The sequence below is a fragment of the Paraburkholderia bengalensis genome (genome assembly GCF_037126505.1).
Classification (GTDB): domain Bacteria; phylum Pseudomonadota; class Gammaproteobacteria; order Burkholderiales; family Burkholderiaceae; genus Paraburkholderia; species Paraburkholderia bengalensis.
In genome coordinates this window covers 15,436-42,205 of the sequence record NZ_JACFYJ010000057.1, presented here as the reverse complement: position 1 = coordinate 42,205, position 26,770 = coordinate 15,436, and the positions used below count along the sequence as shown (strand labels likewise).

Annotated in this window: 28 protein-coding genes; 17 read left to right on the top strand and 11 right to left on the bottom strand. The window is 60.6% G+C overall.

The window, feature by feature from the left end; all coding sequences use genetic code 11:
- The first annotated feature begins 2 nt into the window (after positions 1 to 2).
- The 5 genes from nthA (at position 3) to H3V53_RS27545 (ending at position 3,257) form a co-directional block, all read left to right on the top strand.
- Positions 3 to 626 (top strand): nitrile hydratase subunit alpha, encoded by a 624-nt coding sequence (gene nthA, locus H3V53_RS27565; RefSeq protein ID WP_336600636.1) that lies wholly within the window; start codon positions 3 to 5, stop codon positions 624 to 626.
- A gap of 9 nt (positions 627 to 635) precedes the next feature.
- Positions 636 to 989 (top strand): nitrile hydratase accessory protein, encoded by a 354-nt coding sequence (locus H3V53_RS27560; protein WP_054921815.1) that lies wholly within the window; start codon positions 636 to 638, stop codon positions 987 to 989.
- 40 nt (positions 990 to 1,029) lie between these two features.
- Positions 1,030 to 2,091 (top strand): HoxN/HupN/NixA family nickel/cobalt transporter, encoded by a 1,062-nt coding sequence (locus H3V53_RS27555; RefSeq protein ID WP_336600635.1) that lies wholly within the window; start codon positions 1,030 to 1,032, stop codon positions 2,089 to 2,091.
- Positions 2,092 to 2,185: 94 nt separating this feature from the next.
- On the top strand, positions 2,186 to 2,692 hold the full coding sequence (locus H3V53_RS27550) for a DJ-1/PfpI family protein (RefSeq protein ID WP_336600634.1): 507 nt from the start codon (positions 2,186 to 2,188) through the stop codon (positions 2,690 to 2,692).
- Entirely contained in the window at positions 2,586 to 3,257 is a 672-nt protein-coding gene (locus H3V53_RS27545; RefSeq protein ID WP_336600633.1) for a GlxA family transcriptional regulator, read from the top strand. Before H3V53_RS27550 ends, H3V53_RS27545 begins: the two co-directional genes overlap by 107 nt.
- 573 nt (positions 3,258 to 3,830) lie before the next feature.
- Here H3V53_RS27545 and H3V53_RS27540 read toward each other — a convergent pair.
- Positions 3,831 to 4,151, bottom strand: a complete 321-nt coding sequence (locus tag H3V53_RS27540; RefSeq protein ID WP_103323769.1) for a hypothetical protein — start codon at positions 4,149 to 4,151, stop codon at positions 3,831 to 3,833.
- A gap of 432 nt (positions 4,152 to 4,583) precedes the next feature.
- Here H3V53_RS27540 and trxA point away from each other — a divergent pair, with 432 nt between their 5' ends.
- A complete protein-coding gene (gene trxA, locus H3V53_RS27535; RefSeq protein WP_054923785.1) occupies positions 4,584 to 4,955 on the top strand; it encodes a thioredoxin in 372 nt (123 codons plus the stop codon).
- 69 nt (positions 4,956 to 5,024) lie between these two features.
- On the opposite strand, the gene H3V53_RS27530 is transcribed toward trxA, so the two are convergent.
- Positions 5,025 to 6,026 (bottom strand): GlxA family transcriptional regulator, encoded by a 1,002-nt coding sequence (locus H3V53_RS27530; RefSeq protein WP_336600632.1) that lies wholly within the window; start codon positions 6,024 to 6,026, stop codon positions 5,025 to 5,027.
- A 250-nt stretch (positions 6,027 to 6,276) separates the two neighbouring features.
- Here H3V53_RS27530 and H3V53_RS27525 point away from each other — a divergent pair, with 250 nt between their 5' ends.
- Complete coding sequence (locus H3V53_RS27525; RefSeq protein WP_310039195.1) at positions 6,277 to 6,621, top strand: DMT family transporter; 345 nt, start codon at positions 6,277 to 6,279, stop codon at positions 6,619 to 6,621.
- 67 nt (positions 6,622 to 6,688) lie between these two features.
- A complete protein-coding gene (locus tag H3V53_RS27520) occupies positions 6,689 to 7,912 on the top strand; it encodes an SAM-dependent methyltransferase (RefSeq protein WP_054923786.1) in 1,224 nt (407 codons plus the stop codon).
- 156 nt (positions 7,913 to 8,068) lie between these two features.
- On the opposite strand, the gene H3V53_RS27515 is transcribed toward H3V53_RS27520, so the two are convergent.
- The 3 genes from H3V53_RS27515 to H3V53_RS27505 form a co-directional block, all read right to left on the bottom strand.
- A complete protein-coding gene (locus H3V53_RS27515) occupies positions 8,069 to 8,365 on the bottom strand; it encodes a hypothetical protein (RefSeq protein ID WP_336600631.1) in 297 nt (98 codons plus the stop codon).
- A gap of 16 nt (positions 8,366 to 8,381) precedes the next feature.
- Positions 8,382 to 9,371: an SLAC1 anion channel family protein gene (locus H3V53_RS27510; RefSeq protein WP_336600630.1), complete on the bottom strand. Its 990-nt coding sequence runs from the start codon at positions 9,369 to 9,371 to the stop codon at positions 8,382 to 8,384.
- 179 nt (positions 9,372 to 9,550) lie between these two features.
- Complete coding sequence (locus tag H3V53_RS27505; protein ID WP_336600629.1) at positions 9,551 to 10,474, bottom strand: GlxA family transcriptional regulator; 924 nt, start codon at positions 10,472 to 10,474, stop codon at positions 9,551 to 9,553.
- Between the two features lie 286 nt (positions 10,475 to 10,760).
- Between H3V53_RS27505 and H3V53_RS27500 the strand changes: the two genes are divergently transcribed.
- The 4 genes from H3V53_RS27500 (at position 10,761) to H3V53_RS27485 (ending at position 13,565) form a co-directional block, all read left to right on the top strand.
- Positions 10,761 to 11,033 (top strand): hypothetical protein, encoded by a 273-nt coding sequence (locus tag H3V53_RS27500; protein ID WP_336600628.1) that lies wholly within the window; start codon positions 10,761 to 10,763, stop codon positions 11,031 to 11,033.
- A gap of 63 nt (positions 11,034 to 11,096) precedes the next feature.
- Entirely contained in the window at positions 11,097 to 12,032 is a 936-nt protein-coding gene (locus H3V53_RS27495; RefSeq protein WP_336600627.1) for an alpha/beta hydrolase, read from the top strand.
- A 15-nt stretch (positions 12,033 to 12,047) separates the two neighbouring features.
- Complete coding sequence (locus tag H3V53_RS27490) at positions 12,048 to 12,830, top strand: alpha/beta fold hydrolase (protein WP_336600626.1); 783 nt, start codon at positions 12,048 to 12,050, stop codon at positions 12,828 to 12,830.
- 48 nt (positions 12,831 to 12,878) lie between these two features.
- The gene (locus H3V53_RS27485) at positions 12,879 to 13,565 is read left to right on the top strand and encodes a M24 family metallopeptidase (protein ID WP_336600625.1); all 687 of its coding nucleotides are present in this window, start codon (positions 12,879 to 12,881) and stop codon (positions 13,563 to 13,565) included.
- 1,631 nt (positions 13,566 to 15,196) lie between these two features.
- Here the strand turns inward: H3V53_RS27485 and H3V53_RS27480 are convergent.
- Positions 15,197 to 16,462 carry an MFS transporter gene (locus H3V53_RS27480; RefSeq protein ID WP_336600624.1) on the bottom strand — a complete coding sequence of 422 codons (1,266 nt, stop codon included), beginning with the start codon at positions 16,460 to 16,462 and terminating at the stop codon, positions 15,197 to 15,199.
- 73 nt (positions 16,463 to 16,535) lie between these two features.
- A complete protein-coding gene (locus H3V53_RS27475; RefSeq protein ID WP_336600623.1) occupies positions 16,536 to 17,639 on the bottom strand; it encodes a glycerol dehydrogenase in 1,104 nt (367 codons plus the stop codon).
- Between the two features lie 191 nt (positions 17,640 to 17,830).
- On the opposite strand from H3V53_RS27475, the gene H3V53_RS27470 reads away from it, so the two are divergent.
- Complete coding sequence (locus H3V53_RS27470; protein ID WP_336600622.1) at positions 17,831 to 18,544, top strand: SDR family NAD(P)-dependent oxidoreductase; 714 nt, start codon at positions 17,831 to 17,833, stop codon at positions 18,542 to 18,544.
- Between the two features lie 83 nt (positions 18,545 to 18,627).
- Here the strand turns inward: H3V53_RS27470 and H3V53_RS27465 are convergent, their stop codons facing one another.
- Together H3V53_RS27465 and H3V53_RS27460 are read right to left on the bottom strand one after the other, a co-directional pair.
- A complete protein-coding gene (locus tag H3V53_RS27465; protein WP_336600621.1) occupies positions 18,628 to 19,308 on the bottom strand; it encodes a GntR family transcriptional regulator in 681 nt (226 codons plus the stop codon).
- 65 nt (positions 19,309 to 19,373) lie between these two features.
- Entirely contained in the window at positions 19,374 to 20,201 is an 828-nt protein-coding gene (locus H3V53_RS27460) for a shikimate dehydrogenase family protein (RefSeq protein WP_336600620.1), read from the bottom strand.
- A gap of 104 nt (positions 20,202 to 20,305) precedes the next feature.
- Between H3V53_RS27460 and H3V53_RS27455 the strand changes: the two genes are divergently transcribed.
- The 4 genes from H3V53_RS27455 (at position 20,306) to gabD (ending at position 24,534) form a co-directional block, all read left to right on the top strand.
- Positions 20,306 to 20,965, top strand: coding sequence for an HAD family hydrolase (locus H3V53_RS27455; protein ID WP_336600619.1), 660 nt, complete (start codon positions 20,306 to 20,308; stop codon positions 20,963 to 20,965).
- 132 nt (positions 20,966 to 21,097) lie between these two features.
- The gene (locus H3V53_RS27450) at positions 21,098 to 21,970 is read left to right on the top strand and encodes a transketolase (protein ID WP_336600618.1); all 873 of its coding nucleotides are present in this window, start codon (positions 21,098 to 21,100) and stop codon (positions 21,968 to 21,970) included.
- A 2-nt stretch (positions 21,971 to 21,972) separates the two neighbouring features.
- Positions 21,973 to 22,959 (top strand): transketolase family protein, encoded by a 987-nt coding sequence (locus H3V53_RS27445; RefSeq protein ID WP_336600617.1) that lies wholly within the window; start codon positions 21,973 to 21,975, stop codon positions 22,957 to 22,959.
- A gap of 93 nt (positions 22,960 to 23,052) precedes the next feature.
- On the top strand, positions 23,053 to 24,534 hold the full coding sequence (gabD, locus tag H3V53_RS27440; protein WP_336600616.1) for an NADP-dependent succinate-semialdehyde dehydrogenase: 1,482 nt from the start codon (positions 23,053 to 23,055) through the stop codon (positions 24,532 to 24,534).
- A gap of 70 nt (positions 24,535 to 24,604) precedes the next feature.
- Here the strand turns inward: gabD and H3V53_RS27435 are convergent, their stop codons facing one another.
- Positions 24,605 to 25,360, bottom strand: a complete 756-nt coding sequence (locus tag H3V53_RS27435) for an SDR family NAD(P)-dependent oxidoreductase (protein ID WP_336600615.1) — start codon at positions 25,358 to 25,360, stop codon at positions 24,605 to 24,607.
- A gap of 83 nt (positions 25,361 to 25,443) precedes the next feature.
- Entirely contained in the window at positions 25,444 to 26,697 is a 1,254-nt protein-coding gene (locus H3V53_RS27430; RefSeq protein ID WP_336600614.1) for a sugar ABC transporter substrate-binding protein, read from the bottom strand.
- Positions 26,698 to 26,770: the final 73 nt, after the last annotated feature.

Genomic DNA, 26,770 nt, shown 5'->3' with positions numbered 1-26,770 from the left:
ACATGAGTGAAATCTTTCGCTTTGCACAGGACCGCGAGGCAGGCAATGCAGCGAAGGTACGCGCGCTCGAAGCGCTGCTGATCGAGAAGGGCGTCATCGGCAGCGATTCGGTCGACACCGTGCTACACCATTTCGAAACGGTCGCAGGGCCGTTCAACGGCGCGAAGATCGTGGCCCGGGCATGGGTCGATCCGGAGTACAAAAAGCGCCTCGTCGCCGACACGCCGCGCGCGATCGCAGAGCTTGATCTGCCCGCGGGCATGACCGGTGCGGAAGGCGAGCACATAGCAGCGGTCGCGAATGACGAGCAGGTACACAACCTGATCATCTGCACGCTGTGCTCGTGTTACCCGTGGCCGGTGCTCGGCCTGCCCCCGTACTGGTACAAGGATCCCGTGTTCCGCGCGCGCGGCGTACGAGAGCCGCGCGCGGTGCTGCGCGAGTTCGGCGTCACGGTACCGGAGACGAAGCAAGTGAAGGTGTGGGACAGTAGTGCGCAGATCCGCTGGTTCGTGATCCCGGAACGCCCGGCCAATACGGACGGCATGAGCGAAGAAAGGCTCGCCGCGCTGGTCACGCCGGAATCGATGATGGGCGTCGCGCTCGTCGCGTCGCCGCAACCTTAGGAGCGCGCGATGTTCATGCTATTCGAGGAATACGCGACGGCATCGATGCTGGGCGAGCCGGAATCACCGCCGCGCATCGATGGCAAGCTGCTCTTCACCAATCGCTGGGAGCGCGACGTGTTCGGACTTGCACTGTCGCTCTCGAAAGCAGGTTGCTTCGAGTGGGAGGCGTTCCGACAATGCCTGATCGCGTCAATTGCCCGCTGGGAAGCGCTTGGGTGCGCGCATCAGCCGCGCTGGGACTACTACGAGCGCTTTCTCGAAGCATTGGTAAGCGTGCTCGAAACAAGCGGAACGCTCTCCCGAGCCGAACTTGAGCGCGTGCGGTCCGCCCGCATACCCGCGTCCGCGCTCCCCTGCTGAACCGATACGTCAATCCGCGGACACCGAAAGGAAAGCCGTCATGCCCCGCTTTACCGGAACCGTAGCCGGAACCGCGAGCCGACGCGCGTCGACGCGCGGCAGGATCGTCACGATGTACGCGGCGCTCACGCTCATCAACCTCGTGACCTGGGGCTGGGCGTGCGTCGCCGTACGCGCATCGCCGATGCTGTTCGGCACCGCGTTTCTCGCGTACAGCTTCGGCCTGCGCCATGCGATGGATGCAGACCATATCGCCGCAATCGACAACGTCACGCGCAAGCTGATGAACGAAGGCAAGCATCCCGTTTCGGTCGGATTCTTCTTCGCGCTCGGCCACTCGCTGACTGTGGTCGTCGGCGCAGTCGTCGTCGAGATGGCGACCAAGGCGCTGGTTCATCACTTCGACAAATTCAGGGAAACGGGCGCGATGATCGGCACCCTGGTATCGGCGGGCTTTCTACTCGCGATCGGCGCGTTCAACGTCGTGCTGCTCGTCGATCTGATGCGTACGTTTCGCCGGATGAGCAGCGGACGCGAGCAGCTCGCAGCGGATTCCAGCTTACTGCGGTTCGAAGGCAATCTGCTGGCGCGCATTTTCAGGCCGCTGTTTCGCGTCGTCAGCTCCAGTTGGCTGATGTTCCCGCTCGGCATCGTGTTCGGGCTTGGCTTCGAAACCGCGACGGAGGTAGCGTTGCTCGGCGCCTCGGCATCGCAGGCGTCCGCGGGCTTTTCGACCTGGACGATCCTCGTGTTTCCGTGCCTGTTCGCCGCCGGCATGCTGACGGTCGACACAACCGACGGCATCCTGATGCTCGGCGCCTATGGCTGGGCATGCGTGAAGCCGCTGCGCAAGCTCCATTACAACGTGACGATCACGCTGATCTCGACGATCGTCGCGCTCTTGATTGGCGCCATCGAGATGCTCGGCATCATGAGCCGGGTGTTCAGCCTGTCGGGACCGTTCTGGCATTTTGTCCATACTCTCAATGAAAATTTCGGCATGCTCGGCTATGCGATTGTCGGGATCTTTATTGTCGGTTGCCTCATCTCGGCGTTGCTCTATAAAATCAGCGGATACGACCGGGACGCTGCCGCGGCCTGAGCGGCAGTACGTGCTACACGGCGCGCCGCGGTGCGGCGGCGGGACCATTCACATTGACGTGTGACCGCTTTACGCATCAGCTAGTGACCTCAAAATGAAACGCATCAAGATCGGCATGGTCGTCTTTCCCGGCTTCCAGTTGCTCGATATCGCGGGCCCGCGCGACGCCTTCGCAGAAGTTCGCATCCTGAGCGGCGGCCAGTGCGAGTACGAGATGCTCACCGTCGGCACGACGCGCGGCACCGTGCAGTCGTCGAGCGGGCTAACCGTGACACCGGACCGCACGATTTTCGACGTGTGCCCCGATTTCGACACGGTCATCGTGCCGGGCGGGGTCGGCATCTTCGATGCGTTCGACGACCCCGCGCTCAGCGAATGGCTGCGCCAGCAGTACCGGCGCGTGCGGCGTGTCTGTGCGATCTGCAATGGCGTGTTCGCGCTCGGCCCCCCCCGGGCTGCTGAACAATCGCGTGGTGACGACGCACTGGATGGACGTGCCGCGGCTTTCGGCGACCTTCCCGAAGGCGCGCATCGAACCGGATCACATCTACGTGCAGGACGGCGGCATCTATACGACGGCCGGCGTGACCGCAGGCATTGACTTGTCGCTCGCATTGATCGAGGAAGACTTCGGCAAGGCGATGGCGCTCGGCGTCGCAAAGTACATGATCGTCTATCTGCGCCGTGCAGGCGGCCAGTCGCAATTCAGTCCGCTACTGGAGTCGCAGGCGGCGCCCGGCTCGCAAGCGAGCTCGCTGCAGCAGTACATTCTCGACAATCTGCAAGTCAATCACACGGTTTCGTCCCTTGCGGCACGCGTGCATATGAGCGCACGCAATCTAGCGCGAACGTTCGTCAAGGAATGCGGCATGACACCGATCGCGTTTCTGGGCAACGCACGAATAGACGCCGCGCGGCGGTACCTGGAAGCCACTGATCTTTCACTACGGGAGATTGCGAGACGCTGCGGATTCGACAGCACCGACGCGCTGCGCCGCGTGTTCGCGCGACGGCTGCAGATCAACCCTGCCGAGTATCGCGACCGCTTTCGCACTGAAACCGCGAACCACTCGGGCCCTGCACCGCGCAAAGCGAACCTCGCGGTACAAAAAGCGTCGAAGCGAGCCGCAGCGAGAAGCGCGGCAAGCGATGCGCCGGCGCCATAGACAGAATCACTTTCGCTGCGCACAAGGCTGACCGCCGCGCGGAGATGAAACGCGGGTTAGAAATGAATGCCAGAGCCGCAAGAGTGACTTCATAACCGATGCTGGCAAACAGCTCGGTGGCAACCGCGAGCACGTCGGGCTCATCCTCGACGAGCAATACCGTCTCCACCGTCCTTGAACGTTGGTATCTGCACGGCATCAACTGGCTGCGGGCCAGCAGGTTGGGTACGGGATTCCCTTGCGATGACTGCGCTTACCGACGGACCAATTGCCAGTACTCGCTGCTTGAAAGGCGGTTCGGCATCGTGGATGGAACGACGCGAGGCGCAAGCGCAAATCCGGTCATTCCCGAAACGCCCATTCCCGGGAGTCCTGCCGTTCAGTGCACTGACCCATGATGTCCGCCACCGCCCCAGTAGTGGCCACCGCCGCCGCCCCAGCCGCCACCGCCACCGCGCCATCGGTATCCGTGGCCAGTCCAGCCGCCTCCGTGCCCGTGGCCCCAATAACCGTGGCCGCCCCAGCCTCCGTGGCCCCAGTGGCCCCCGCCACGACACAGATGGCACATTTCTGCTATCGATATCGGACGATAGCAATCTCGGCACGCTCGATGGTCGACACGTAGATGTGTCGATGCGTATTGGTCGACTCCCGATACGTGTGCGTGTTGTAGACGATAGCGGCATCGCCACCCGCTTGCCGAACCGCATCTACGATGCGCGACGTCGTGCCATGCATGCCGGGCAGCGGCAGCCAGTTGGTGACCATCGTCTGCTTGACGATGTCATACGGACGGGTGGGTGCTCCATGCAACCAGACATCAATACCGTCGACAACTTCTGGTCCCTGATCGGATGTGGAGCCCGCGGAGGGCCCGGTGAGCAAGCTGTCCATAGGTTGCGGCAATGAGCAACCGGCGATGCAGAGCACGAAGGAGCACGAGACAGCCCAGCGTGAAGATAGGCGAAAGCGCATGTGAAAGTTTCATATCGGGACGCACACAAACAGGTGCCAAAGTTACCCATCACGTTTCGGTAGCGGCAGCAGAGTCGCCTAAGACTCGCGATGGCGGGCAACGCGGAATTGCGATGCTCAAGCTCATTCTGGACGCCCTAGACCGCGACGGAAAGCGTGACATGGTCGCAATAGCAGCCACGTTGATGTGCTCGACGGCCACGCATCGGTGGCGCGCCTCGCCGTGGCCGGAACTGGTGCCGTTCCGACCGTCAGCCTCATTTCGAGCCCTTCATAATTTCCCTGGTCGCTAGCGCCTCGTACGCAGCGAGCGGTCGTTTGGAACTGGTTGAAAATTGAAAGGAGTTATGAATGGCATTGCTTGAACTGCATTCGGATACGCTTGAATCGATCATCGCGCCGGACAGGATCGTGGTCGTCGATTTCTGGGCGCCCTGGTGCGGACCGTGCCGGCATTTTGCACCCGTGTTCGAGGCCACCGCCTCAGCGTTTCCGGACATCGACTTCGTGAAGGTCAACACGGAAGAACGCTGGGATCTCGCAGCGGCGGCCAGCATACGGTCTGTACCGACGCTGATGATCCTGCGCGAGGGCATTCTCGTCTATCGGCAGATGGGCGTGCATTCCGAGTCGCAGTTGACTTCGGTCATCTCGACAACGAGGTCATTGAACATGAACGAAGTCCGCGCGCATGTCGCTCATTCGTTTAGCCACTACGAATAGCAACCCGGAGACGGCATGTGCCGTCTCCCGTGCGACGTTTCGTGCGCCGCGTAGCCGGAGTGCAATGTCTCAACTGGCGGCAATAGCCTGCCGCACCGTCTCCAGCAGCGCCGGACCCTCGCCGCGAAAGCGCTGGCGATATTCGATCGGCGTCACGCCGAGACGCCGGATGAACGCGCGGCGTAAGCTGTTCTGGTCACTGAACCCGCACAAGTAGGCCACTTTCTTGAGGGGCGTGTCGCTTTCCTCAAGCATTCGTCTGGCAGCCTGCACGCGCGCTATTTCGACGAAATCGCCGGGCGTCGTACCCGTCTCACGCTTGAACATCCGCGAAAAGTTTCTGACGCTCATTCCCGCCCGACCGGCTAGCACTTCGACGGAAAGATCCGCCGACAGATCGTTGAGGATCGATTCCTGAATGTCGCGCAACGGGCTGCGTTCGGTGACCTGCGCCGCCAGATGCAGACTGTATTGCGATTGACCGCCAGGGCGTTTGACGAACATCACGAGTTCACGGGCAACGCGCAATGCGACGCCACGGCCGTGATCTTCTTCGACCAGGGCGAGCGCGAGATCCATTCCAGCCGTTACGCCCGCAGACGTGTACACAGGACCATCCTTGACAAAGATATGGTCAGGTTCGACACGCACGTTCGGATAGTTCTTTGCGAGCCGTGCCGCGGAATTCCAGTGCGTGGTCGCGCGCCTGCCTGTGAGCAAGCCCGCGCGGGCGAGCAGGAACGCGCCCGAACAGACGGAGCCTAGCCGGCGCACGTAGCGGGACTGTCCGACGAGCCACGCAATCAACTCCCCATTCTCTTCATATTCGTTAATGCGCGGGCTTCCGGCGACGAGCAGGGTGTCGATGTCGCAGGGTGCGTCGGCGATGGACGCATCAGGAAGAAACCGCATGCCATTCGACGCGGAGAGAGTTTCCAGGGTAGGGGCGACGGTCAGCAGTGCGTAGGCGTTCGGATCGCCGAGCTGACAGTTCGCTTCGGTAAACACGTCCATTGGCCCGGCAAGGTCGAGCATCTGGACGCCGGGAAACACCAAGAGAGCGATTCGCATCATGACTCCGGACGCTGATCGATTGAAGCAATCTGCATTGTATGCGCCAGGACGCCGTCACCAGAATCGATGGCAGGAAATGGGCCGAGTGTGGCCGTTATTTCGCATCACGGCTCATCTGTAACCCGATGCGGATTTCCGTCCGTGCGTGTCCTGACCTTATCGCAACTTGACCGTTTCTGACGGCTTCCTGCGACTCACCGCGGTGCTATTCGTTGGCAGAATGGGACGGCCATGATCTGGCAATTGGGTGTTCTTTTTTCGTGAGGAGGTGCATCAGGTGGCCTGGTTTTGTGTGTTCCTGGCAGGCGTTTTCGAAATTCTCTTCGCCACTGGTCTGAAGTATTGCGCAGGGTTCACACGCTTTTGGCCCACGGTCGGCACCGCGCTGTCGCTGCTGGCCAGCATGACGCTTCTGGCAGCTTCTGTGCGGACTTTGCCCATCGGCAGCGCTTATGCCGTGTGGACGGGCATTGGCGCAGCGGGTACGGCCATTCTTGGCGTCTATCTGTTTGGCGATTCCGCGTCGCCGGCCCGGATGGCTTTTCTCGGGTGCATCGTCGTCGGCGTGATCGGTCTGAAAATGGCTTCGTAGTCCGGCCTGGCGTTCCGGCGTCGTCATCCGCCACGGCGGTTCAGTCTTATTTTTTGCAGGTTCTTACATGCTAGACAAGGTTCTGGGCGCAAAGCTCCAGGTCTGGATGGAGCGCGTTCGAAACGAGCTCGATCTTCCTGTTCGTTTGACTCTATGGAACGGTATCAGTCACGACCTCGGGTCGTTCGATACACCTCTCGTATCGCTGCGCATCAATGACATCGGCGCTATTGGTGCGTTTCTCGACCCGAGCCTCGATACGCTTGGCGAGGCCTACGTGCGCGAGTCAATCGATATCGACGGCAAGGTGGCCGATATCGTCGATGTCGCTTACAAGCTGTCTGCGCTGCCGGCGCCATCGACAGGCGGCGCGAGCCTGGCGGGCAAGTTGATGCGCAAGTTCGCGCATACGAAGAGCGACGACAAGGCGGCGATCCAATACCACTATGACGTGTCCAATGACTTCTACCGCCTCTGGCTCGACAGCAAGATGGTCTATTCGTGCGGCTACTTCGAATATGGTCTTGAAACGCTCGACGAAGCGCAAGAAAAGAAGATCGACCTGATCCTGTCGAAAATAAGGCTCAGGCGCGGGCACACACTGCTCGATATCGGATGCGGCTGGGGTGCGCTGGTCATCCGGGCGGCGCAGCGCTTCGGAACGCATTGCGTCGGCATTACGCTATCGGAACGACAGTACGATCTCGCGCTCGAGCGGGTTCGCGAAGCACAGGTCGCCGATCTCGTCGAGATCCGTCTTCAGGACTACCGGGACGTGACGGGCAAATTCGACCGGATCACGAGCGTCGGCATGTTCGAGCATGTCGGGCGAGACAATCTCGAGGAGTACTTTGCGCGTATCCAGTCGTTATTGACCGACAACGGTATTGCGATGAATCACGGCATCACGTCGACTGATGCTGGGAGCGGCGATTCTCCTCACGGCGGCGGAACCTTCATCGACAAATACGTATTCCCCGCGGGAGAACTGCCGCACATCTCGCTGGCGCTGAAGACGATGCAGTCGGGCGGACTCGAGCCCCTTGACGTCGAGAACCTCCGTCGGCACTACGTGCGTACGCTGGAGCATTGGACCGAACGTTTCGAAGCACGGGCGCAGACCATCCGCGCAATGTTGGGTGAAACGAAATACCGGATCTGGCGCGTGTATCTGGCGGGCTGTGCGCACGCATTCGCGGTGGACAACGTATCGATCTTCCAGATTGTGTGCCAGAAGTCGCGGCAGCCGGCCGCCGTCATTCCCTGGTCGCGTCGCTACATGTACCGCTGATCCGTTTCACAACGCGTGGCGTCCGCACGTGCGTCACGCGGTTAGTGAGTCGCCGCGGCATCCATCGTTCATTCCGGGAGAGGCGACTTGCCATCCGCGTTCATCCCACTCCTGATGCATTCGAGAAGGTCGACTGAATGCATCATCCATTTCCGCTTACCCGTGTCGTCCGATGACGAGCGATTCCTCATCGCAGCGGTGGAACTGGTTGTTGATGGTTTCGATGTCGAACTGGTGTGGTCCCGCATTGAAGGACGCCACGCGACGTGCATTGTGCCGTATGAAGTCGTTGAATTGTTCCTGAATGCACTGCTCGATGCTCTGCTCTTCGCTTCCGGGCAAGGGCAGCAGCCAGTTCACTTTTGCGCAGACGAAACAATACCTCCACGCCCGCGACGATAACGGTGCGTGGAGGCTGGTGTGACGCAAGACCTGCTGCGGCATGAAATTCACGCCGCAGCATCCATGCTCATGCGCCGAGAAGCTTGCCGTTGAACAGGAAGTGCAGCGTCCGGACGAACAGCACGGCGATCGCGATGGTGAGAAGCGTGAGCAGAGCGATCGCAATGAACGTCACGGGCCACGCCTGCACGAACATCGAGTACTTCAGCGACGCGCTCGTCAGCGCGGCCATCGGAAAACTGATCGCCCACCAGCCGGCCGCAAACGGGATGCCCTTACGGAACACCTTGAAAGCCAGCGTCACGAACACGAACAGACCGAAGTAGAAAAGCAGGCCCGCAAAGGTATCGACGTGCTGCGTGAAATTCGTGTACGCGAGGAAGCCGACTTCGAACGGCGCGATCAGAATCACCATCGAGGGCACCATTCCGACGGGCAGCGGCTCGTGATGGATCAGGCGCGACATGATCATCGTGAAGAACAGCAGCGCGATCATCGCGCCAACGGCGAGCCCGAACAGGTTGATTTCATGCGCCCACGGCATCGGCATCGTGCCGCCGGCCACGGCAATGTCGAGCGTCGCCACGCCCGGTATCAGCCACGCCGGAACCGCGTGGCCCGCATCGATCTTGCCCTGCAGCAAACGGCTCGCGATTACGAACGAGAGCGCCACCGTGCTGATGGTGCCGATCGTCCAGACCACTTCGGAAAGCAACAGGCTGACGGGCGCGACGACGGATGACAGCAGAAGGATCGCAATCGTGATCGTGCCGAAAAAGTTGCCTGCAATCGGATGGCGGAATTCGCCGGCCACTGCGCCGGGATGCCTGAACCACTTAACGAGGTATCCGCCGCTGAGCAGCAGGAAAACCACGATGGCGAGCGTGCCGATTGCGCCTGAAATATAGGGGCTCACGCCGAACTCGTGGCTCGTGAGCCGCCACGCGAGGGAGAGGCCGGCAATACCCATGACAGAACCAAACAGGTTCACTGGCAGATTCTTGATGGAAGCGCTATTTCGGACAGCTTGTGAGCCGGGGGAAGAAAGTGTGGACATGATGAACCTCCTGAACATTTTGAATTCCGATCGGGCAAGCGCCCGGTGTCTTGGAACAAATTCTGGTTCATGAATCGCGTGGCCGAAAGTCGCTCAACGGTAAAATTTCGGCCATCGAAGGACAGAGAACGGCCAGCCGGCCACGAGGCGTTCTGAAGTTTGCTTGTGACGGGTAACGCTCAGCGTTCAAGCGCCGTTGTACCGAGAACGGCCGCCACGTTTCGCCTGAGCGTCTGCGCTCCGCTGAAGCCGCACAACTGGGCGATCTGCGCAATGGAGTGAGTGGATCGGACGAGCAATCGCATCGCTCGCGTGACGCGCTGCGTGCGCACGAATTCGAGCGGCGTGGTGCCCGTTTCGCGGACGAACACGCGTGCGAAATGACGCTCGCTCATCCCGGCGCGGGCAGCGAGACGGGACACGCAAAGATCCGCCGACAGGTGCGACAGGATGTAATGCTGAAGTTCGCGGATGCAGGCGCGTTTGCCCATGCGAAGACAGGGTCGCGCGGCCCGTTTCATTGACGTTCGACAGCAGGTGTCGAGACGTTGAGCCAGTTGCGACGCGGCGAACTGTCCGAAGTCATCTCTGACGAGTTCAAGCGCAAGCTCAACACTGGATTCCGGGCCGAACGCCGTCAACACCTTGCCGTCACGTATGAAGGATTGATCGGACCTCGCGATGACGGTCGGCCATCGTTGCGAGAACCGCGGAAGCGCGGCAGGGTGAAGCGCGACCGTGCATCCGTCGAGCAGGCCTGCGCGCGCAAGCAACGGTACCGCTTCGCCAACTGCGCCGATGCGGCGCGCCTTTTGCCCCGCTGCGGCGATCCATTCGACGAGCGCCGCGGCGGTCGGCGACCGGTCCGATTCGCCGCCCGCTATCAGCAGCGTGTCGAAATCGGGCGCGGTGGTCGCAATGGTCGAATCGGCCATCACGGCGAGGCCGCCTTTTCCCTTCACATACAGGAAGTCCAGCCCGATCAGCTGGAACCGGTAGTGTTCGCCGTTGTTAGAGCCTTCATCGAGCAGGCTGAGTGTGTCCATTGCCGCAACAAGGTCCGAAGCCCTGTGACGTGGCAGGACAAGGATTCCGATATGCATCGTTGCCCCTGATTCGTTGAACGCAATCGAGTGTATGGCTGCGGTTTAATCAGGATCGCGGCGTGGCGCTTCGTTGACGTGTTGTGTCCGGAAATGAAGCCGCGTGCGCAGCGCATCGGATACGGCATGGGTATGCGTGTGCGGAGATGGCCGTTTGATGCCCTTCTTTGGCTTGCGTTCGAATCTCGTGCGAATGGACTCCATAGCGCGGCCGGCCGACAATGCTCGTCAGTTTGCAGTGCGTCGTAAGCGTGCAGATATCCGAACTATATTGATGGAGAAGCAAGTGACTCCCATAACGCTATATCACGATGGCTGCTCGATCTGCGTCGCAGTGGTCGAGAGCATGGACACGTTGATCGACAAGACCCGCTTTGCGCTGCGTGTCGTTAATCTGTCGGAACGGCGAGATGCGGTAGCGGAAGCCGAGGCGCTACACGTATCGCGTTTGCCGTCGCTCGTGTTAGGAGGGCAAGTGATCGAGATCGACCCGCATGCACCGATTTCGGAGTTCAGGGAGCCTGAGTGGCATGTCGGTCCCTCGCCGGGAAGCCTTTGAACCGTACGGTCAAACGTTCGCGGTGGTCGCTATTCAATCTCTGTCACCGACCGGGGCAAGGGCATGTCGAACACACAGTTGATCAACGTCATTTCGAAGATCGATCGCGTCAGCAAGGACGCGCATGCGCAGATGTCCGCGCCGCAACTGCGCGAAGGACTGGAGGCGCTTTACGGACCTTTGCCCGTCGATCCTCGAGCAAGCTTCAGAACCGTCGACTCCTCCGGGTTCAAGGGACTCCATTGCAGCGCGCCACCTGGGTTAGCGGGTAAAGCGATCCTCTTTTTGCACGGCGGCGGATTCGTGATGGGCGAGCCCGCGACGTTCCGCACGCTGATCGCAGAGATCGCAGTGCGCACGAAGGCTAACGTATACGCGCTCGATTACCGCCGGGCGCCGGAGCAACCTTACCCCGCTGCCTTCGATGACACTGTTGCCGCCTGGTGCTGGCTGCTGCAGCAAGGATATGCGCCAGAGTCGATCGCGCTCGTCGGCGATTCGGCGGGAGGAGGACTGTGCGCGTCGCTGATGCTGGATCTGAAGCGTCGTTGTCTCGCTCTGCCGTCTGCGGCGTTTCTGATTTCGCCGTGGCTCGATTTAAGCATGTCAGGACCATCCGTTTTGACGAAGGCGAGCGTCGATCCCGTCGTTTCACCGGAAGGTCTTGCATTCTTTGCACAAAACTACTTGCGTGGACAGTCGGACACCACGCCGTTCGCGTCGCCGCTGTTCGGCGACCTGGCGGGTTTGCCGCCGTTGCTGATTCACGTCGGCGGCAACGAGACCTTGCTCGACGATTCGGTGCGCTTCGCAGGCAAGGCAGGTGCTGCGCAGGGCAGAGTGCGCCTCGATATCTGGCCGCGAATGATTCATGAATGGCACATATGGCATTCCGTGCTCGACGAAGCGGATGCCGCGCTGGAAGAAGGCGCCATGTTCCTGCGCGCGCACCTCGGCATCGACGTGCCGGCGTCCGCCGACGTTTCCGCAACTGCGTGAAGGAGTGCTCAAACCATGCCGATATTGCGCGTCAACGGTGTCGACCTCAGTGTCGCGATAGAGGGGACGGGACCGCCGCTGCTGTTTCTTCACGGACTCGGCGCGAGCGGGCGTGTGTGGTCGAAGGAGGTCGAGTCGCTCAGGCCGTACTTCACGACGGTCGCAATCGACGCGCGAGGTCATGGCCGATCGGCGCGTCCCGCGCACTATACGCTCGACGACCATATCGACGATGCCGCAGGCGTCCTCCATGTGCTCGGGATGACCGACACTCGTGGCGTTGGCTCGTCGATGGGCAGTTACGTCGCTCAGGGTCTCGCTGCGAGAGATCCCGCGCGCATTCACAGCCTGGCGCTCGTCGTGCCGAAGTGTCATGGCGAGACATCGTCATCGGCGCGGCTGATTGCGGAACATGCCGACGAGTTCAAGGGCCTGACGCATGACGAGCAGCAGGAATATCTGCTGAAGCAGTCCTTCGGCCCTTACGCGAGCGAGCCAACCAAGGCGGCGTGGATTAGCGAAGAGCGCCGCTTTTCATTGACGCCTCCGGAATGGGCCTCGGCCGCAGCGGCGTTGACGGGCTTCGATCTGAGGCCGGTGCTGCCGCGCATCAAGGCCAATACGCTGGTCATGTCCGGACGCTACGACCGGCTCAACACTGTGCAGGATGGTCAGGAGTGCGCGAGCCTGATTTCCGACGCTCAATTCGTCGAGATGAAGCGTTCAGGTCATTTCCCCAACGTCGAGGAACCGACGCTCTACATGACGTTGTTGCACGAATTTCTCGCTGGCTGGTGATGAGGCGTCTATCGAAACGAGAGATGTTGAAGTTCAAAAGAGGTCCATGTGCAAGAGTCGCAAGTTCAAGATCCCGAAGAGGTCGGGCGTGGGTTTTCAATTCTCGGGATGCTCGACACGCGTGCGAAGACACTCGCGGTGATTCGCGAAGCCGCGAGTCGTATCGAGCCAGGGATGACGGAAGACGATGCCGTTCAACTGACCAAGAGTTTGCTCGCGGACGCCGGGATGGCGCGCACGTGGCATCCCATCATCGTGCGTTTTGGCGCGAACACGGCGAGGCCGCTGACAGAGCAGCCAGCGTCCCGCGTCGTGCTCGCGGAGAACGACATTTTCTTCATTGACATCGGTCCGCGTTACGGTGCATGGGAAGGCGATGCGGGCGACACCTTCGTGGTCGGCGATCATGCGGAGCATGCGCGTTGCGCGCGCGACGTCAAAGCGTTGCTCCATGACGTCCGTGCATTGTGGATCAACGAGGGGCGCACGGGCGCCGAACTGTGCCGGCACGCGGCCGAGGCCGCGTCGCAGGCGGGTTGGCTCCTCGATCCCGTCGTTGCGGGCCACCGACTTTCGGATTATCCGCATGCCGCGATTCATGCGGGTCCCCTGGCGGGACTCGAGCGGCGTCCCGCCGCGATGCGATGGGTCGTCGAATGCCATATCCGCGACCCACAGGGCAGATTCGGCGCCTTCTTCGAAGACATGCTGCTGCCCGACGAGTACTACGCGTAGCGCAAAGCAGAGTCGCGGTGTAAGACGTCCTGGCTACCCGTGGTATAGAAGGCAAGGGCTCAGAACATCTAGATTTGTTCGACGGCGGCCAACGCGTGCGGAGGCACCGTCAGATTCTTGTGGCCGAGAGAAGCCATCGAATAATCCCACGTGGCAGCGATCGTCGGCGTCGCATTGATCCGGATATCGACAAGGGGACGGCGGTGTGAGTTTGCAATGCAGGAAGGCGCCGTCGAATGCACAATCTTGCCGCCGTCGGCAAACGCTATACAGCTGACATGGACTCACGTCAGTCTTAGTGACAGCAAAGGCCGAACCGCTGCGCCCGAAAGCTGGCATGGGTGACCGGACCACTCGGTTAGCCGCCGTTGCGCCTCTGGCAGCTCGACCGGCAGACACGGGTCGCTTACGGTCCAACAAGCGTGGTTAGCTGTTGGACCTCCCATGATGAGCGGCGTCAAACTAATGAGGGCACAGGCGCTCGTCTACAAACTCACCTGCCATTGTGGCGGAGTCTCTGGCCGATAACCGTCCCCTCACTGCTGCAAATCCCACTTTCATAGACCCATCTCGAATGCCACTTCTTTCGGCGCATTCGATTCTGGACGTGTCTCCGATGTTCGATGGGATCACGGGGCGTCTTACATCGATGGCGTGCCCCATTGCAGATTAGACACGAAGCTACGATATTGCTTTGGCTACACGAGCCGCCGTCCATTCGGGCCGTCAAGTGCTCACCGGTGCACTGGAACACTTTTACTTGACGGTGCGAAACTCCAAAGTATGTGGCCATTGCCTCCATACCATTCCTGTCGTTCCAGATGAAGCAGCCACAGTAATAGCAACGGCCTGCCTGACGAATGAATGCGCGCTTACGGACGCGCGATAATGACGATGACATAGGGCGATCCTATAAGGAGGTTTCGGATAAGTTGAAACCCGCTCGCCCTAAGAGCATGCACGGGACCGGTCGACTCGATCGACCAGCACCACATCAGCTCCTCAGAATGCTGACGATTTAAGTTTAGTTGCAACGACAGATGCATCGCAAGATGCTAGTGACAATTTGTGTGCTAATGCGAACAATCCGCATCAGGCAACAGTCGACCGGGTTCGGCCAGAAGCGGCCAATCGTTGATTTGGCGCCTGAGAGCACAAACGTCCGTTCAGCCTCTATCAGTGGACATCGGAACGATTGGCCACTCGCGCCATGTGGCTGCCTCTCCTAGCCGTCAATCGCGTAAAGCGGTCAGCTTCGGCAAACCGGCACACTCGCCACGAAACATGACGTACCGGGCCAGTGAAGAAGTGAACGCGACGTCCGGAACCGAGCGCGCCAGCCTTCCAGCCGCCCAGGTCGTCGTGTGCGCATAACTCTGCGAGCACGCGCTACACCATGTCCTTTGATCGATGCCGTGTAACATGGCAGCAGAGTTGTCGATTCTCTGGCAGCGCCTGGTGGATCGACGGACCGGGAATCAGCGCCGCGCGGCGCATGTCAGCCGGACTTCGCAAGCCCGGATATTCATACCGCAGCGCGGGTGTGACCGCTCCCGGTCATCTTTAATGATTGTTCGATTTATCGATGCCTTGCTTCGATCTCGTACAAGCTTTTCGCCACGATGCGATGCTCACTCGATGTCATAAAGCGGCTTGCCGGTATTGTTCTTCCAGTTCAACACGACCACCGACGCTATCAACGCTATGACGACGAGATACACGTTGAAGAGCCATGCCTTCTGGATGGAAGCCAGCCATGTACTGAAGTACGACGCTGTGCCGCCGAAGAAGGCCACTGCCAGCGAGATAAAGAAGCCGAACAGCTTCGTACGATAGCGCGTCGGAACCTGCTCGGACACTGCCGCGGGTTTGGCGCCGGTGATGAACCCGACAAGCACGAGGCCGATCGTTTGTGCAACGAGCAATGTCCATGGCTCGGTGGTGATCATCCCCCAGAGCGGGAAGATCGTAATGGCGATTCCGATCAGGGAGATGAGCGTCGTCACCTTGCGACCGATGAAATCCGAAAGCCTGCCGATGACGGGCAGTGCTACAAGGTAGACTACCTGTGCGATGCAACTCATCGTGAACGCGTCGTGTGCGTTCATGTGCTTCACGCTCATCGCATAGATGGCGGCAGAGCTAACCCACGTGTAGTACGTTAGCGTCGAACCTGCTTCGTACATGAACAGCTTGATACCCTCCTTGAAGAGCTTGCCGCGCGACCAGGGTTGCACGTGATGTTTCACGGCGGAGGCGTCCTCGACGCTTTCGACCATATTGCGGCGCAGCCATAGCACGAAGACGGCGAGCAAGCCGCCCGCTGCGAAAGGCACGCGCCAGCCCCATTGCTGCATTTGATCAGCCGAAAGCACGGCTGTGAGAAATGCCATGAAGAAGGTGGCGATCAACGAACCCGCACCTACCGAGATAAACACGGCGCTCGACCAGAGGCCGCGTCGTTTGGGCGGTGCGATCTCGGCGACGTAAGCGTACGAAGCCGTCGTCTCGCCGCCATGCGCTGCGCCCTGCACAAGCCGCGCGAGCAGCAGCGCGGCGGACGCCCAACCGCCGATCGCGTCATAAGACGGAATCGCCGCAATTAACAGGCTCGCGGTTGCCATCATGAGCATCGTGCTGAGCAGCACGGCACGACGGCCGAGTCGGTCCGCCATTGCACCGAATACGATGCCGCCGAGCGGGCGCGCGAAAAACCCAGCGGCGAAAACGGCGAGCGTGTTCAGCAACGAGGACATTCGATCGGCCTTGTCGAACAACGCAGCAGCAATATAAACCGACGCTACGGTGTAGACGGTCCAGTCGAACCATTCGAGCAGGTTGCCGACACCTGACGCGAGCAGCGAACGTAGATGCGAAATCGGTCTCGGTTGGGCCATGTCGTTGGCCACCGATGTCACTCCGGGAAATTGATTCACAGCTCCTCCAACTTTTCGAATAGTGTGCGTATGTTCAGGCGAGATCGCGTTCCGCGCGCTTCTCTACGGCCAGCATCGCGGCGATCAGATCGTTCGCATCGACTGGCCGCTCGAAATTCGCAATATGTGGCGCTCGCATGGTGTGTTCGGCGATCTGCTCCAGCATTGCGCGATCCATGCTTTGTGCACCCAACCCGCTCGTGCCGAGCAAACGTGTGGGCAGGCCGATGCGCGTGAAGAAATCCACGATGTCGTCGATAAAAGCGGCCGGTCGTTGTTCGAGATGCAACTGCACGAGCAGACCGTAGGCGACCTGATGGCCATGCGGGGAAGGTCGATCACTGTCCAGACGGGATAGCCCACGCGTCATCGCGTGAGCGATCGAGAGGCCGCCGCTTTCAAAACCAAGCCCGCTGAGCAGAATGACTGCTTCGATGAGCCGGTCGTACGACGCTGTCACGCCATGAGTTTGCACCTGGCTCAGCGCGGTTTCGGCATGCTCGCGTATCGCCTCGTAGCATGCCTGTGCGAGTGCATAGCCCGCGTACGAAGGCCGGGCACCAAACAGGTTCTTGCCTTGTGCCCGCATGCACTGACTTGCTTCGAAATACTTGGATACCGCGTCGCCGATACCCGCGACGAGAAAGGCGCGAGGCGCACGCGCGAGTACGGTTGTATCGACCAGCACGAGCACGGCGCTGCGCGGCATGTGGCGCACCTCGGCCAACTGGTGATGTTCGTCGTAGAGGACATAGTTTTTGGACGTCGGCGAGTCGTTAGAGGCGATGGTCGGCACAGTCACGAGGGGACGGGCGGTTACGTGCGATAGTGCTTTGCCCGCATCGAGTGTTTTGCCTCCACCGATCGCGACGACGATCTCGAAGTCGTGCCTGGACGCATCGTTCACAAGCGCGTCCACGGCGGCCGACACCAACTCGCCGCCGAATTCTGTCCACACGCAACGAACGTTGTGCTTTTCGCACGAAGCCTCGACCTGTGACTCGACGATTTGGCGTACGCCTGCATCGCACACGATCAACGCGGATCTGGCGTGCTCGACCAACCAGTATCCGATGGAACCGATGACTCCTTCTCCCTGCACGTAACGGCCAGGCGAGCCGAAAACAAGATGCTGCATGTTGCTAGATTCTCCACGAATTGATGCTGTCGATGAGGCTCTTCATACGGAGCTCCCTAGTAAAGATATATGATGCATGATGCGTCATTGGAAGCCAATCCAGGGTATTCCCCCTTGAGACAGTGACGCATCGTTCGTCGATATGGATGTATCATATATGATACGTTATGTTAAAACACCGGAGATGAGAAATGGTTGAACAAACATCCGTGCGGAACGGCGTCGCAGTTGTGACTGGCGGCGGAACGGGCATCGGGCGCGCGGTTGCGGAATACCTCGCACAGACGGGCACCGTGGTTGCCTTGGGGATCGATGTGGATGACGATCTCCCTAAATCCGTTACCTTTCGCAAAGCGGACGTCACGTCGAGCGAACAGGTGGCGAGTGCGTTGGCTGATCTCGATGAGATCGATTATCTGGTCAATTGCGCGGGCATCATACTTCACGAAGGCCGGGAATTTGCTCCGGAAGGGTTTCGACGCGTGGTGGACATCAATTTATGCGGATCGCAGATTCTCATTGATGTGACGTGCGAGCGCCTTGCGCGGCGGCGTGGCGCGATCGTCAATGTCGCGTCTATGTGGAGTTTTTTTGGCTCGAAAAACAATCCGGCATACGCGGCGAGCAAGGCGGGTGTTCTCGGACTAACGCGCTCTTACGCAGTCGCACTCGCAGAGCAGGGCGTGCGCGTCAACGCCATCGCCCCGGGCTGGATCAGGACGCGGTTGTCGTCAGGAGCGCTCGACAACCCTGAGCGCAGCACCGCCATCATGGCGCGCCTGCCTCTCAAGCGGTGGGGAGAACCGATGGACGTCGCACGCGTGGTGGGGTTTCTCTGCTCGCCAGCCGCGGAGTACGTCACTGGGGCGGTGCTTCCCGTCGATGGCGGCTTCGGAATCGCGTAACGGCCGGCTGGCACGCTGATGCCCTCGCGCGACAACGAGGGCACCGCAGCAAGTGGGGCAGTGTAGTGTGACCTGCCCGGATTTTACGCGCTGCGCAAGTCGTTCTGCGTCATCCATTCGAGAAGCACACGCTCGCCCCAGGCAATGTCTTCCTGAATTGCCGTCGATACCGCAACGCCATCTTTCTTTTTCAGCCCGCTCAGCACGCGGTAATGCGGATGATGCCGGTTGGAAATCGCGCGCGCCGGCACGTGCGAATGAAACACGTGCAGAAGCGGACCCATGCGAACCCAGAGTCCGGCCACGACATCGAAAAGACTCGGCATGCCGGCGATGCTCAGCAGCTGGAAATGGAAGTCGCGATTGATGCGGGCGGCCTCGGCCGGACTGACCGAAACGGCTGCGATGAATCTGTCGTGCGTGGCAGACAGCGCCTCGATTTGCGGTTTCGTCACGACGAGCGCGGCACGCTCGGCAGCGGCACCCTCCAGAAGACGGCGCATCAGCTGGATTTCAGCCACCGTTGCCGAATCCAGTTCCGGAACCTTGATCGACGTTGCCGCCGTCATTTCGAGCGCCTGCTCGCTGACGAGCCGAAAGATGGCTTCTCGCACAGGCGTGATGCTGATACCGAGCGACTCCGCCATATTGGCGATGCGGATCCGGTCGCCAGGCGAGTATTCGCCGTTCATCAGCGCGTTGCGAATCTGATCATAGGTACGCGACGAAAGATTGCTTTTCTCGAGGGGAGGAGGTGTTTTCATCGTGGGTTATCAGCCAGGTGCTATATCGTGCATGATATCTCATCGCCGCTTCGCGCCGCCGGGAGTCAGCTCCGCACTTCCGTATCCAGCAGGAATTCGACGAAGCGCTCGAGCTGGGCCGTGACCATGCGCTCTCCGAGATGAGTGCGAGCGCCGCGCTTCGCCGCGGCGGAAAGCAGGGGAGTGACGGGCGGCTGCATCACGACTTCCGCGACCACCACGCCTGGTTCGATGCGAGCGACGTCGCAGGGCAGAGCGTCGCCTTCCTTGAGACCGAGCGAGGTGGCGTTGACGACAATGTCGTGACCCCTTGGATCGGTGCTACCCGCTTCGACTCTTGCGTGCGGCGCGTGTTGCCGGATGAGTTGTGCCAGTTGCTGCGCTTTTTCCGGGCTGCGATTTGCGATTGTTAGTGCGCCGACGTCTGCGCGGGCGAGCGCGAGCGCAATTGCCGTCGCGGCACCGCCGGCGCCCAGCAGCAAGACTCGCTGACTTTCGAGCGTCACGCCCTGATTACGCAATCCGTCCACGAAACCCACGCCGTCGTACATGCGGCCTGTGTAGGTTCCGTCAGCATTGCGTCGCACCGTATTGACCACGCCGAGCCGTGCGGCATCGTCTTCGAGCGAATCGCAGAGCGCAGCGGCCGCCTGCTTATGAGGGATAGTCAGGACGACACCGGCGAGATTGTCGACAAAGCGCAGGCCGTTCCATGCGTCCGAAAGATGCTCGGGACGCACTGCCCACGGCACCATGACAGCATTGATGCCGCGCTCGGCGCATAGCGCATTGAAGAACGTGGGGGTGCGAATGTGGTCGGCCGGCCACGCCATCAGAACAATGACTTTCGTCTTTCCGTTGATGGGAGCGTGCCTGGTGTTGTCGATACTCACGGTCTCTTCTCCGATGCTCATATTGTTGCGATCTATACGATGACTGCGATTTGTTAATGATATATGATGCGTCATCATCGGGCAACGCAACTTCAGGCAGGGCGATGATCAGACTCTTTATCTTCGATTTCGACGGCACGTTGGCGGACACGCATGAAGCCATCGTCAATTGTGTCGAAGCGACGTTCGACGTTTTTGCGCACGCGAGACCGCCGTGGAAGAGCGTCATCGAGGCGATCGGCGCCGGGCTTGCCATACCCGACGTGATGCGTCACTTGCACGGTCCGTCGCTCGACATCGAGGCCGCCGCGCGCTGGACGGCCTGTTATCGCTCGTTGTATGACACGACCGGATTACCGCAAACGCGGCTCTTTCCCGGCGTGGGCGCGACGCTCGAGCGCTTGCGCGCAGAGGGCGCACACACGGCCGTTGTAAGTAACAAGGGGGTGTCGTCCGTGGAGCAGGCGCTCTCTCACTACGGCATCCGCGACGCTATCGATCTCGTCGTGGGCGACCGTCCGGGTATGCCTAGGAAACCGGATCCTGCGGCTTACCAGCGTTTCATCGAGCCTCGCTTTGCTGGGATCGCGCCGGCACAAACCGTCGTTGTAGGCGATACGCACGCCGACATTGGTTTCGCTCGTGCGATCGGCGCTCAGGCCTGCTGGGCGCGCTACGGCTACGGCGATCACCGACGCTGCGAGCAGCTTGCGCCCGATCATATCGTCGATCAGTTCGAGGCGCTGAAAGCGTTTATCGCATAAGACCGCGTAATCACGCAGCCGATGAAATCTTGCACTGCCCATTGTGATGATGCATCATATATCATGCGTGATTGTGAAGAAGTACCTTTTACCCAATTGATTTCCGGTCGCAAGGCCGCCACAGGAGACGTTATGTCAGCAGCAGTCGAGGCGCGTGAAGCGCCCCTTACGCCAGAGGAGCTTTCGCGTTTGCGCGAGAAGGCCCAGTTCATCCGTCTCGAGACGATTCGCCTGATCGAGATCGCCAAGACGGGACACTACTCGTCGGTGTTTTCGGCAGCGGAGCTTTTTTCCGCGCTCTACTACGACGTCATGGCGATTCGTCGTGGCGAGCCGCAATGGACCGATCGGGACCGCTTCACGATGGGTAAGGGACACGCGGCAGTGGGGCTTTTCCCGATCCTTGCAGAGTACGGTTTCATCGACACTGAAACGCTGAACGGATATACGCGGCTCGGCAATCCGCTGGGCGACCATCCGGATATGACGAAGGTGCCGGGCATCGACTTCAGTTCGGGTTCGATCGGCCATGCGCTTTCCAACGGCGCGGGCATGGCGAAGGCCGCGCAAATGAACGGGAAGTCGTTCAACGTCTTCACGATGCTTGGCGATGGAGAAATGCAGGAAGGCCAGGTGTGGGAAGCAGCGTTGTTTGCCGCGCATCACCGGCTGAACAATCTGATTGCGATCGTCGATCGCAATGGGTTTCAACTCGACGGCAAGGTCGACGATGTCATCGGCATCGAGTCGCTGATGGAAAAATGGCGCGCTTTCGGCTGGGAAACCTACGAAGTGGACGGGCATGACCTGACGGCGCTTGTCCCGCTGCTGCGCCGCGTGAAGGCGCAGACGGCCGGGCGCGACAAGCCGGTCTGCATCGTCGCGCGCACGATCAAGGGCAAGGGGGTGTCGTACATGGAAACGGAGCCGGGCTGGCATCTCGGCTATCTCGCCCCGGACGACGCGCAACGCGCAATCGACGAAATCAAAAGCAAGGTGATCTGAACATGTCCGCACCCCAAAACTCCACTTCCTGGCAGTATCGTGCGCTCAATGCGCTGAACCCCGGTCTGGACTATCTGTCCGATGCGCTCATCGAACTCGCCAACCAAGGCCATCCGGTGATCGCGGGCTCGGCCGATCTGCAGTATTCGAACGGCCTGAACAAGTTCGCGACCGCGTTTCCCGAGCGTTACGTCCAGTTCGGCATTTCCGAGCAGAACATGGTGTCGGCTGCCGCCGGCATGGCGACCACGGGTGTGATGCCATTCGTTGCGACGTTCGCGTCGTTCCTCGGTTTGCTGTGCTGCGAACAGATTCGTATGGACGTCGCGTATTGCAAACTGCCGGTGCGTCTTATTGGCCACCATACGGGAATTTCGCTGGGCTTCTACGGGACATCGCACCACGCCACCGAAGACATTTCGACGATGCGCGCGATCGCCAACCTCACCGTGATTTCGCCGGCAGACGGCCCGCAATTGGCCGCAGCGCTCAAGGCGTCGGTGAACTGGCCGGAGCCGATCTATTTCCGGATCGGACGCGGCCGTGATCCCAAGGTCTACGAAGACGGCGTCAAATTCGAAATCGGTAAGGCAATCGAGCATGCCAAAGGCGACGATGTCACGATCATCGCTTGCGGCATCGCCGTGTCAGGTGCACTCGAGGCCGCACAGGCATTGCGCAGCGCGGGCAAATCGGTTGGCGTCATCGACATGCCGACCATCAAGCCGCTGGATCGCGTGGCCATTATCGAAGCGGCGCGCCGTTCCAAAGCGCTGGTGACGGTTGAAGAACACAACGTAATCGGTGGCCTGGGCGCGGCCGTGGCTGAAGTGGTCGCCGACGAAGGGATCGGCGTGCGTGTCGTGCGACACGGCATCTACGACGAGTACAGCCTGATCGCACCGCCGACGCATCTGTATGCGCACTACAAGCTGGACGGGGTGGGTATCGCGCAGGTCGTGCGCGATGCGCTGACGCGGGTGAGCTGATACATGACTGCATACGCCTGACGGCGTTGCATATACAGCTGCGGCCGGCTGTCTTGACGGGCAGCCGGCCGCGGTTTTTGAAAAGAGGACAGCATGAACGAAATGGAAGGTTGGCGCGCCGTCACCTTGCGGGACCCGGAACTGCTTCGACACGCATGTTTGATCGATGGAAACTGGCTCGCAGCTAACAACGGCGCGACGATCGAAGTCACGAACCCCGCCACGGGCGCATCGCTTGGAACGGTGCCGCGCATGGGCGCGTCGGAGACCCGCCGCGCGATTCAGGGGGCAGAGCGCGCGTTGCCGGCGTGGCGTGCGCGGCCCGCAAAAGCGCGCGCCGAACTGCTACGGCGCTGGTACGAACTGATGCTCGAGCATCGGGTAGACCTCGCGCGCATCATGACGCTCGAACAAGGCAAGCCCCTCGCGGAGAGTCGAGGGGAGATCGCGTACGCGGCGTCGTTCATCGAATGGTTTGCGGAAGAGGCGAAGCGCGTCTACGGGGACGCAATCCCGTCGCCCGCCAGCGACAGGCGCATTCTCGTACTCAAGCAGCCTATCGGCGTTTGCGCGGCGATCACACCGTGGAATTTTCCCGCGGCCATGCTGACGCGCAAGCTCGGTCCCGCATTGGCTGCCGGCTGCACCATGGTGATCAAGCCCGCGAGCCAGACGCCGTTTTCCGCTCTCGCACTATGCGTGCTGGCCGAGCGGGCGGGAATTCCCGCGGGCGTGGTTAGCTGTGTAACGGGCTCTGCCAACGAGATCGGCTCTGAACTCACCTCGCATCCCGCCGTACGCAAGGTGTCGTTCACTGGGTCGACAGAAATCGGCAAACTGTTGCTGGCGCAATGCGCATCGACGGTCAAGAAGACTTCGATGGAATTGGGTGGCAACGCACCGTTCATCGTATTCGACGATGCGGACCTCGACGCGGCAGTACAGGGTGCGATCGCCTCCAAGTATCGCAACGCTGGTCAGACCTGCGTGTGCGCGAACCGTCTGCTGGTGCAGGACGGCGTCTACGACGCGTTTGCCGCGAAGCTCGCGGACAAGGTGCGCGAAATGAAGATGGGCAACGGACTGGAAGAGGGCGTCACGATCGGCCCGCTTATCGATGCGAAGGCGGTCGCCAAGGTCGAAGAGCATGTCGCCGATGCGCGGGCGAAGGGCGCGCGCGTGATCGTGGGCGGCATGCGAGGCGAACAGTCCGGCAACTTCTACGCACCGACGGTGCTCGCCAATGCGACGCCCGACATGCAGATATTCTCGGAGGAAACCTTCGGTCCTGTCGCGCCGCTGTTCCGGTTCGGCACCGAGGCCGACGCGATCGCGCTGGCCAACGACACGCCGTTCGGTCTCGCTGCTTACTTTTATGGCCGCGATATCGGTCGCGTGTGGCGCGTCGCTGAGGCGCTCGAGTGTGGGATGGTTGGTATCAACGAAGGGATCATCTCGACGGAAGTTGCGCCCTTTGGTGGCGTGAAGGAGAGCGGTCTCGGACGTGAAGGCTCGCGCTATGGTCTCGACGATTATCTGGAAATCAAGTATCTGTGCTTCGGCGGCATCGCCTGAGCACCACGCGCTTCAACGATGAAAATGGCCGCCCCGGGGCGGCCATCTTTTTTGAGTCGGCCAAACCTGCTCAGAAGCCGGATACATAGCCTCCATCGACTGGCAGCGTCACGCCCGTGACATACGCAGCCGCATCGGATGCAAGGAACACGGTGGCGCCTGCGAGATCATCCACTTCGCCCCAGCGGCCTAACGCGGTCCTCGATACGATTTTCGTCGACAGGTCGTCGGATTCCCAGAATATCCGCGTCATGTCGGTGCGGTGATAGCCGGGCGCAATGGCGTTGACGCGTACGCCGCGCCGGCCGTATTCATGGGCGAGCGAGCGTGTCAGACCCACCACACCTGTCTTGCTGGCGCAGTAGGCGGGCACGTCGGCATCGGCGAGATAGCTGAGCATGGAGGCGATATTGACGACCGATCCGCGCGTCTGTTCGAGCAGCGGACGTGCTGCCTGTGAGAGCCGCATCACGCTGCGCAGATTGACGTCGAGCACGTTGCCGAACACGTCGTCCTCGTACTCGTCATGCGGGCGCGCAACGCCCGCTGCATTGACCAGCACATCGAGCCGCGGCAGGTCGCCGACAAATGCACTGATCTCGCTCGCGTTGCGCACGTCCAGAGTCGCGAAACGGATTCCCGCCAACGAATTCTGGTCCTGCAGCGCGGCGAGCTTCGTTGACGACGAGCCTGTCGCGATGGTGTGAGCGCCGAGCCGCTGAAACGCGGTGGCGATAGCCAGTCCGATACCGCTCGTGGCACCGGAAACGAGGACATGCTTTCCTGCAAACAGGTCTGCGCGAAAGCTGCCGATTTCAAAGTTCATAGACGATTCTCCATGGGGAGCGCGAGGACTGGCGGACGAGTGCCTCGCGTGCCCGGATGTCGGGGTTCTGGAACGCAGAGTGACTAGTTGCCCGTGGCCTGAGCGCGAATTTCGGGAATCGACTTGATGGGCGGAATCGTGTACTTGTAGAAGAGATTCTTCGGATCAGGATCGATCTTCTGGTCGACGTTGCTCTGCGTAATGATGGCGGGCGGAAAGCCTGAGCCCATCGGCAGGTTGTTGGCATCCACGCGGCGTGTGAAGGCTTCGTGAATGAACTCGATCGCGGCCACACCTGTTTGCTCGCCAGAGTTTTCACCCGTGACGAGAATGTTGCCTTTCTTGATCTGATCCAGTTCGCCGCGATAGCCGCCCGCCGCATCGGCGATACGGATTTTCCCCTGCTTGCCCATATTGCGCACCGCGCGCAGCGCACCGAGCCCCATGAAGTCGTTCTCGGAGAGGATGAAATTCAGCTTGTCGCCATTGGCGGAGAGAATGTCTTCGGTGGCGGCGAGACTGCCTTCCTCGGTCCATTTGCCTACGCCAAGTCCAAGCACATTGAACCTGATATCGGGCGCGCTCAGCTTGCCGGTCTTCTTCAGCGTCTGGAAGAGTTCAAAGCCGCGCAGCATGGCGTCTTCGCGACTCGCATTCGGCGAACGTTCACGCATGCGAGCGTCGACAATGCCCGCGATGAGGCCGTTGATGCGGCTTTCGGAGGTCGAATTCCCGAGCACGCCGATAATCACGGCGGCGTCGATCGGCGTGTCTTTACCCGCTGTCCTGGCGACGTATTGCCCCACTTCGAATCCGCTTGCATAGGGATTGCCGAGCAGCGTCGTCAATACCCGTGCACTCGCGTCGGGCGTTGTGCCGACGGTGACAACGGGAATGCCCGCATCGACCGCACGGTTGATGCACGCCGCGACACCGAGCGTATCGGTGGGGTCCACCACGATCACATCCATCTTGCGCGTCACGAAGTTGTCGATCTGCGCGCATTGACGTTGCAGATCGCCGTCAGCCACCTGGACATCGACGGCGTAGCCATACTTCGCCGACGTTTGCCGCGCACCCTTGATGAGTTCGACGAACCACGGATTGCCCAGCGTGATGTCGGTCCAGCCGATCTTCAGCTGACCGGCATTCGCCGGCTGTTTTGGCCACGCTTTACGGATGGCGGTTCGATCGGGCAGCGCCGGGTCGACGACGCCGGACAAGGCGGTGTTGGGCAGCATCGAGTAGATCTTCGCCTTCGCATGTGCATAGGTTGGGGCCGTCATGCCGAACGCCAGCATGGTCGCGACGGCGAATGCTCTGCGAGCAACGCGCATATCAGTCTCCTGAAGAGTGTTGTTGGATGAAATCGGTGTGTGCGGGGTCGTCTTGTGCGGTCGCCCCACGAGG

Coding starts and splice junctions, on each gene's coding strand:
- nthA (WP_336600636.1), top strand. CDS start 3: ATGAGTGAAATCTTTCGCTTTGCACAGGACCGCGAGGCAGGCAATGCA.
- H3V53_RS27560 (WP_054921815.1), top strand. CDS start 636: ATGTTCATGCTATTCGAGGAATACGCGACGGCATCGATGCTGGGCGAG.
- H3V53_RS27555 (WP_336600635.1), top strand. CDS start 1,030: ATGCCCCGCTTTACCGGAACCGTAGCCGGAACCGCGAGCCGACGCGCG.
- H3V53_RS27550 (WP_336600634.1), top strand. CDS start 2,186: ATGAAACGCATCAAGATCGGCATGGTCGTCTTTCCCGGCTTCCAGTTG.
- H3V53_RS27540 (WP_103323769.1), bottom strand. CDS start 4,151: ATGGACAGCTTGCTCACCGGGCCCTCCGCGGGCTCCACATCCGATCAG.
- trxA (WP_054923785.1), top strand. CDS start 4,584: ATGGCATTGCTTGAACTGCATTCGGATACGCTTGAATCGATCATCGCG.
- H3V53_RS27530 (WP_336600632.1), bottom strand. CDS start 6,026: ATGCGAATCGCTCTCTTGGTGTTTCCCGGCGTCCAGATGCTCGACCTT.
- H3V53_RS27520 (WP_054923786.1), top strand. CDS start 6,689: ATGCTAGACAAGGTTCTGGGCGCAAAGCTCCAGGTCTGGATGGAGCGC.
- H3V53_RS27510 (WP_336600630.1), bottom strand. CDS start 9,371: ATGTCCACACTTTCTTCCCCCGGCTCACAAGCTGTCCGAAATAGCGCT.
- H3V53_RS27505 (WP_336600629.1), bottom strand. CDS start 10,474: ATGCATATCGGAATCCTTGTCCTGCCACGTCACAGGGCTTCGGACCTT.
- H3V53_RS27495 (WP_336600627.1), top strand. CDS start 11,097: ATGTCGAACACACAGTTGATCAACGTCATTTCGAAGATCGATCGCGTC.
- H3V53_RS27490 (WP_336600626.1), top strand. CDS start 12,048: ATGCCGATATTGCGCGTCAACGGTGTCGACCTCAGTGTCGCGATAGAG.
- H3V53_RS27480 (WP_336600624.1), bottom strand. CDS start 16,462: ATGGCCCAACCGAGACCGATTTCGCATCTACGTTCGCTGCTCGCGTCA.
- H3V53_RS27475 (WP_336600623.1), bottom strand. CDS start 17,639: ATGCAGCATCTTGTTTTCGGCTCGCCTGGCCGTTACGTGCAGGGAGAA.
- H3V53_RS27470 (WP_336600622.1), top strand. CDS start 17,831: ATGGTTGAACAAACATCCGTGCGGAACGGCGTCGCAGTTGTGACTGGC.
- H3V53_RS27465 (WP_336600621.1), bottom strand. CDS start 19,308: ATGAAAACACCTCCTCCCCTCGAGAAAAGCAATCTTTCGTCGCGTACC.
- H3V53_RS27455 (WP_336600619.1), top strand. CDS start 20,306: ATGATCAGACTCTTTATCTTCGATTTCGACGGCACGTTGGCGGACACG.
- H3V53_RS27450 (WP_336600618.1), top strand. CDS start 21,098: ATGTCAGCAGCAGTCGAGGCGCGTGAAGCGCCCCTTACGCCAGAGGAG.
- H3V53_RS27445 (WP_336600617.1), top strand. CDS start 21,973: ATGTCCGCACCCCAAAACTCCACTTCCTGGCAGTATCGTGCGCTCAAT.
- gabD (WP_336600616.1), top strand. CDS start 23,053: ATGAACGAAATGGAAGGTTGGCGCGCCGTCACCTTGCGGGACCCGGAA.
- H3V53_RS27435 (WP_336600615.1), bottom strand. CDS start 25,360: ATGAACTTTGAAATCGGCAGCTTTCGCGCAGACCTGTTTGCAGGAAAG.
- H3V53_RS27430 (WP_336600614.1), bottom strand. CDS start 26,697: ATGCGCGTTGCTCGCAGAGCATTCGCCGTCGCGACCATGCTGGCGTTC.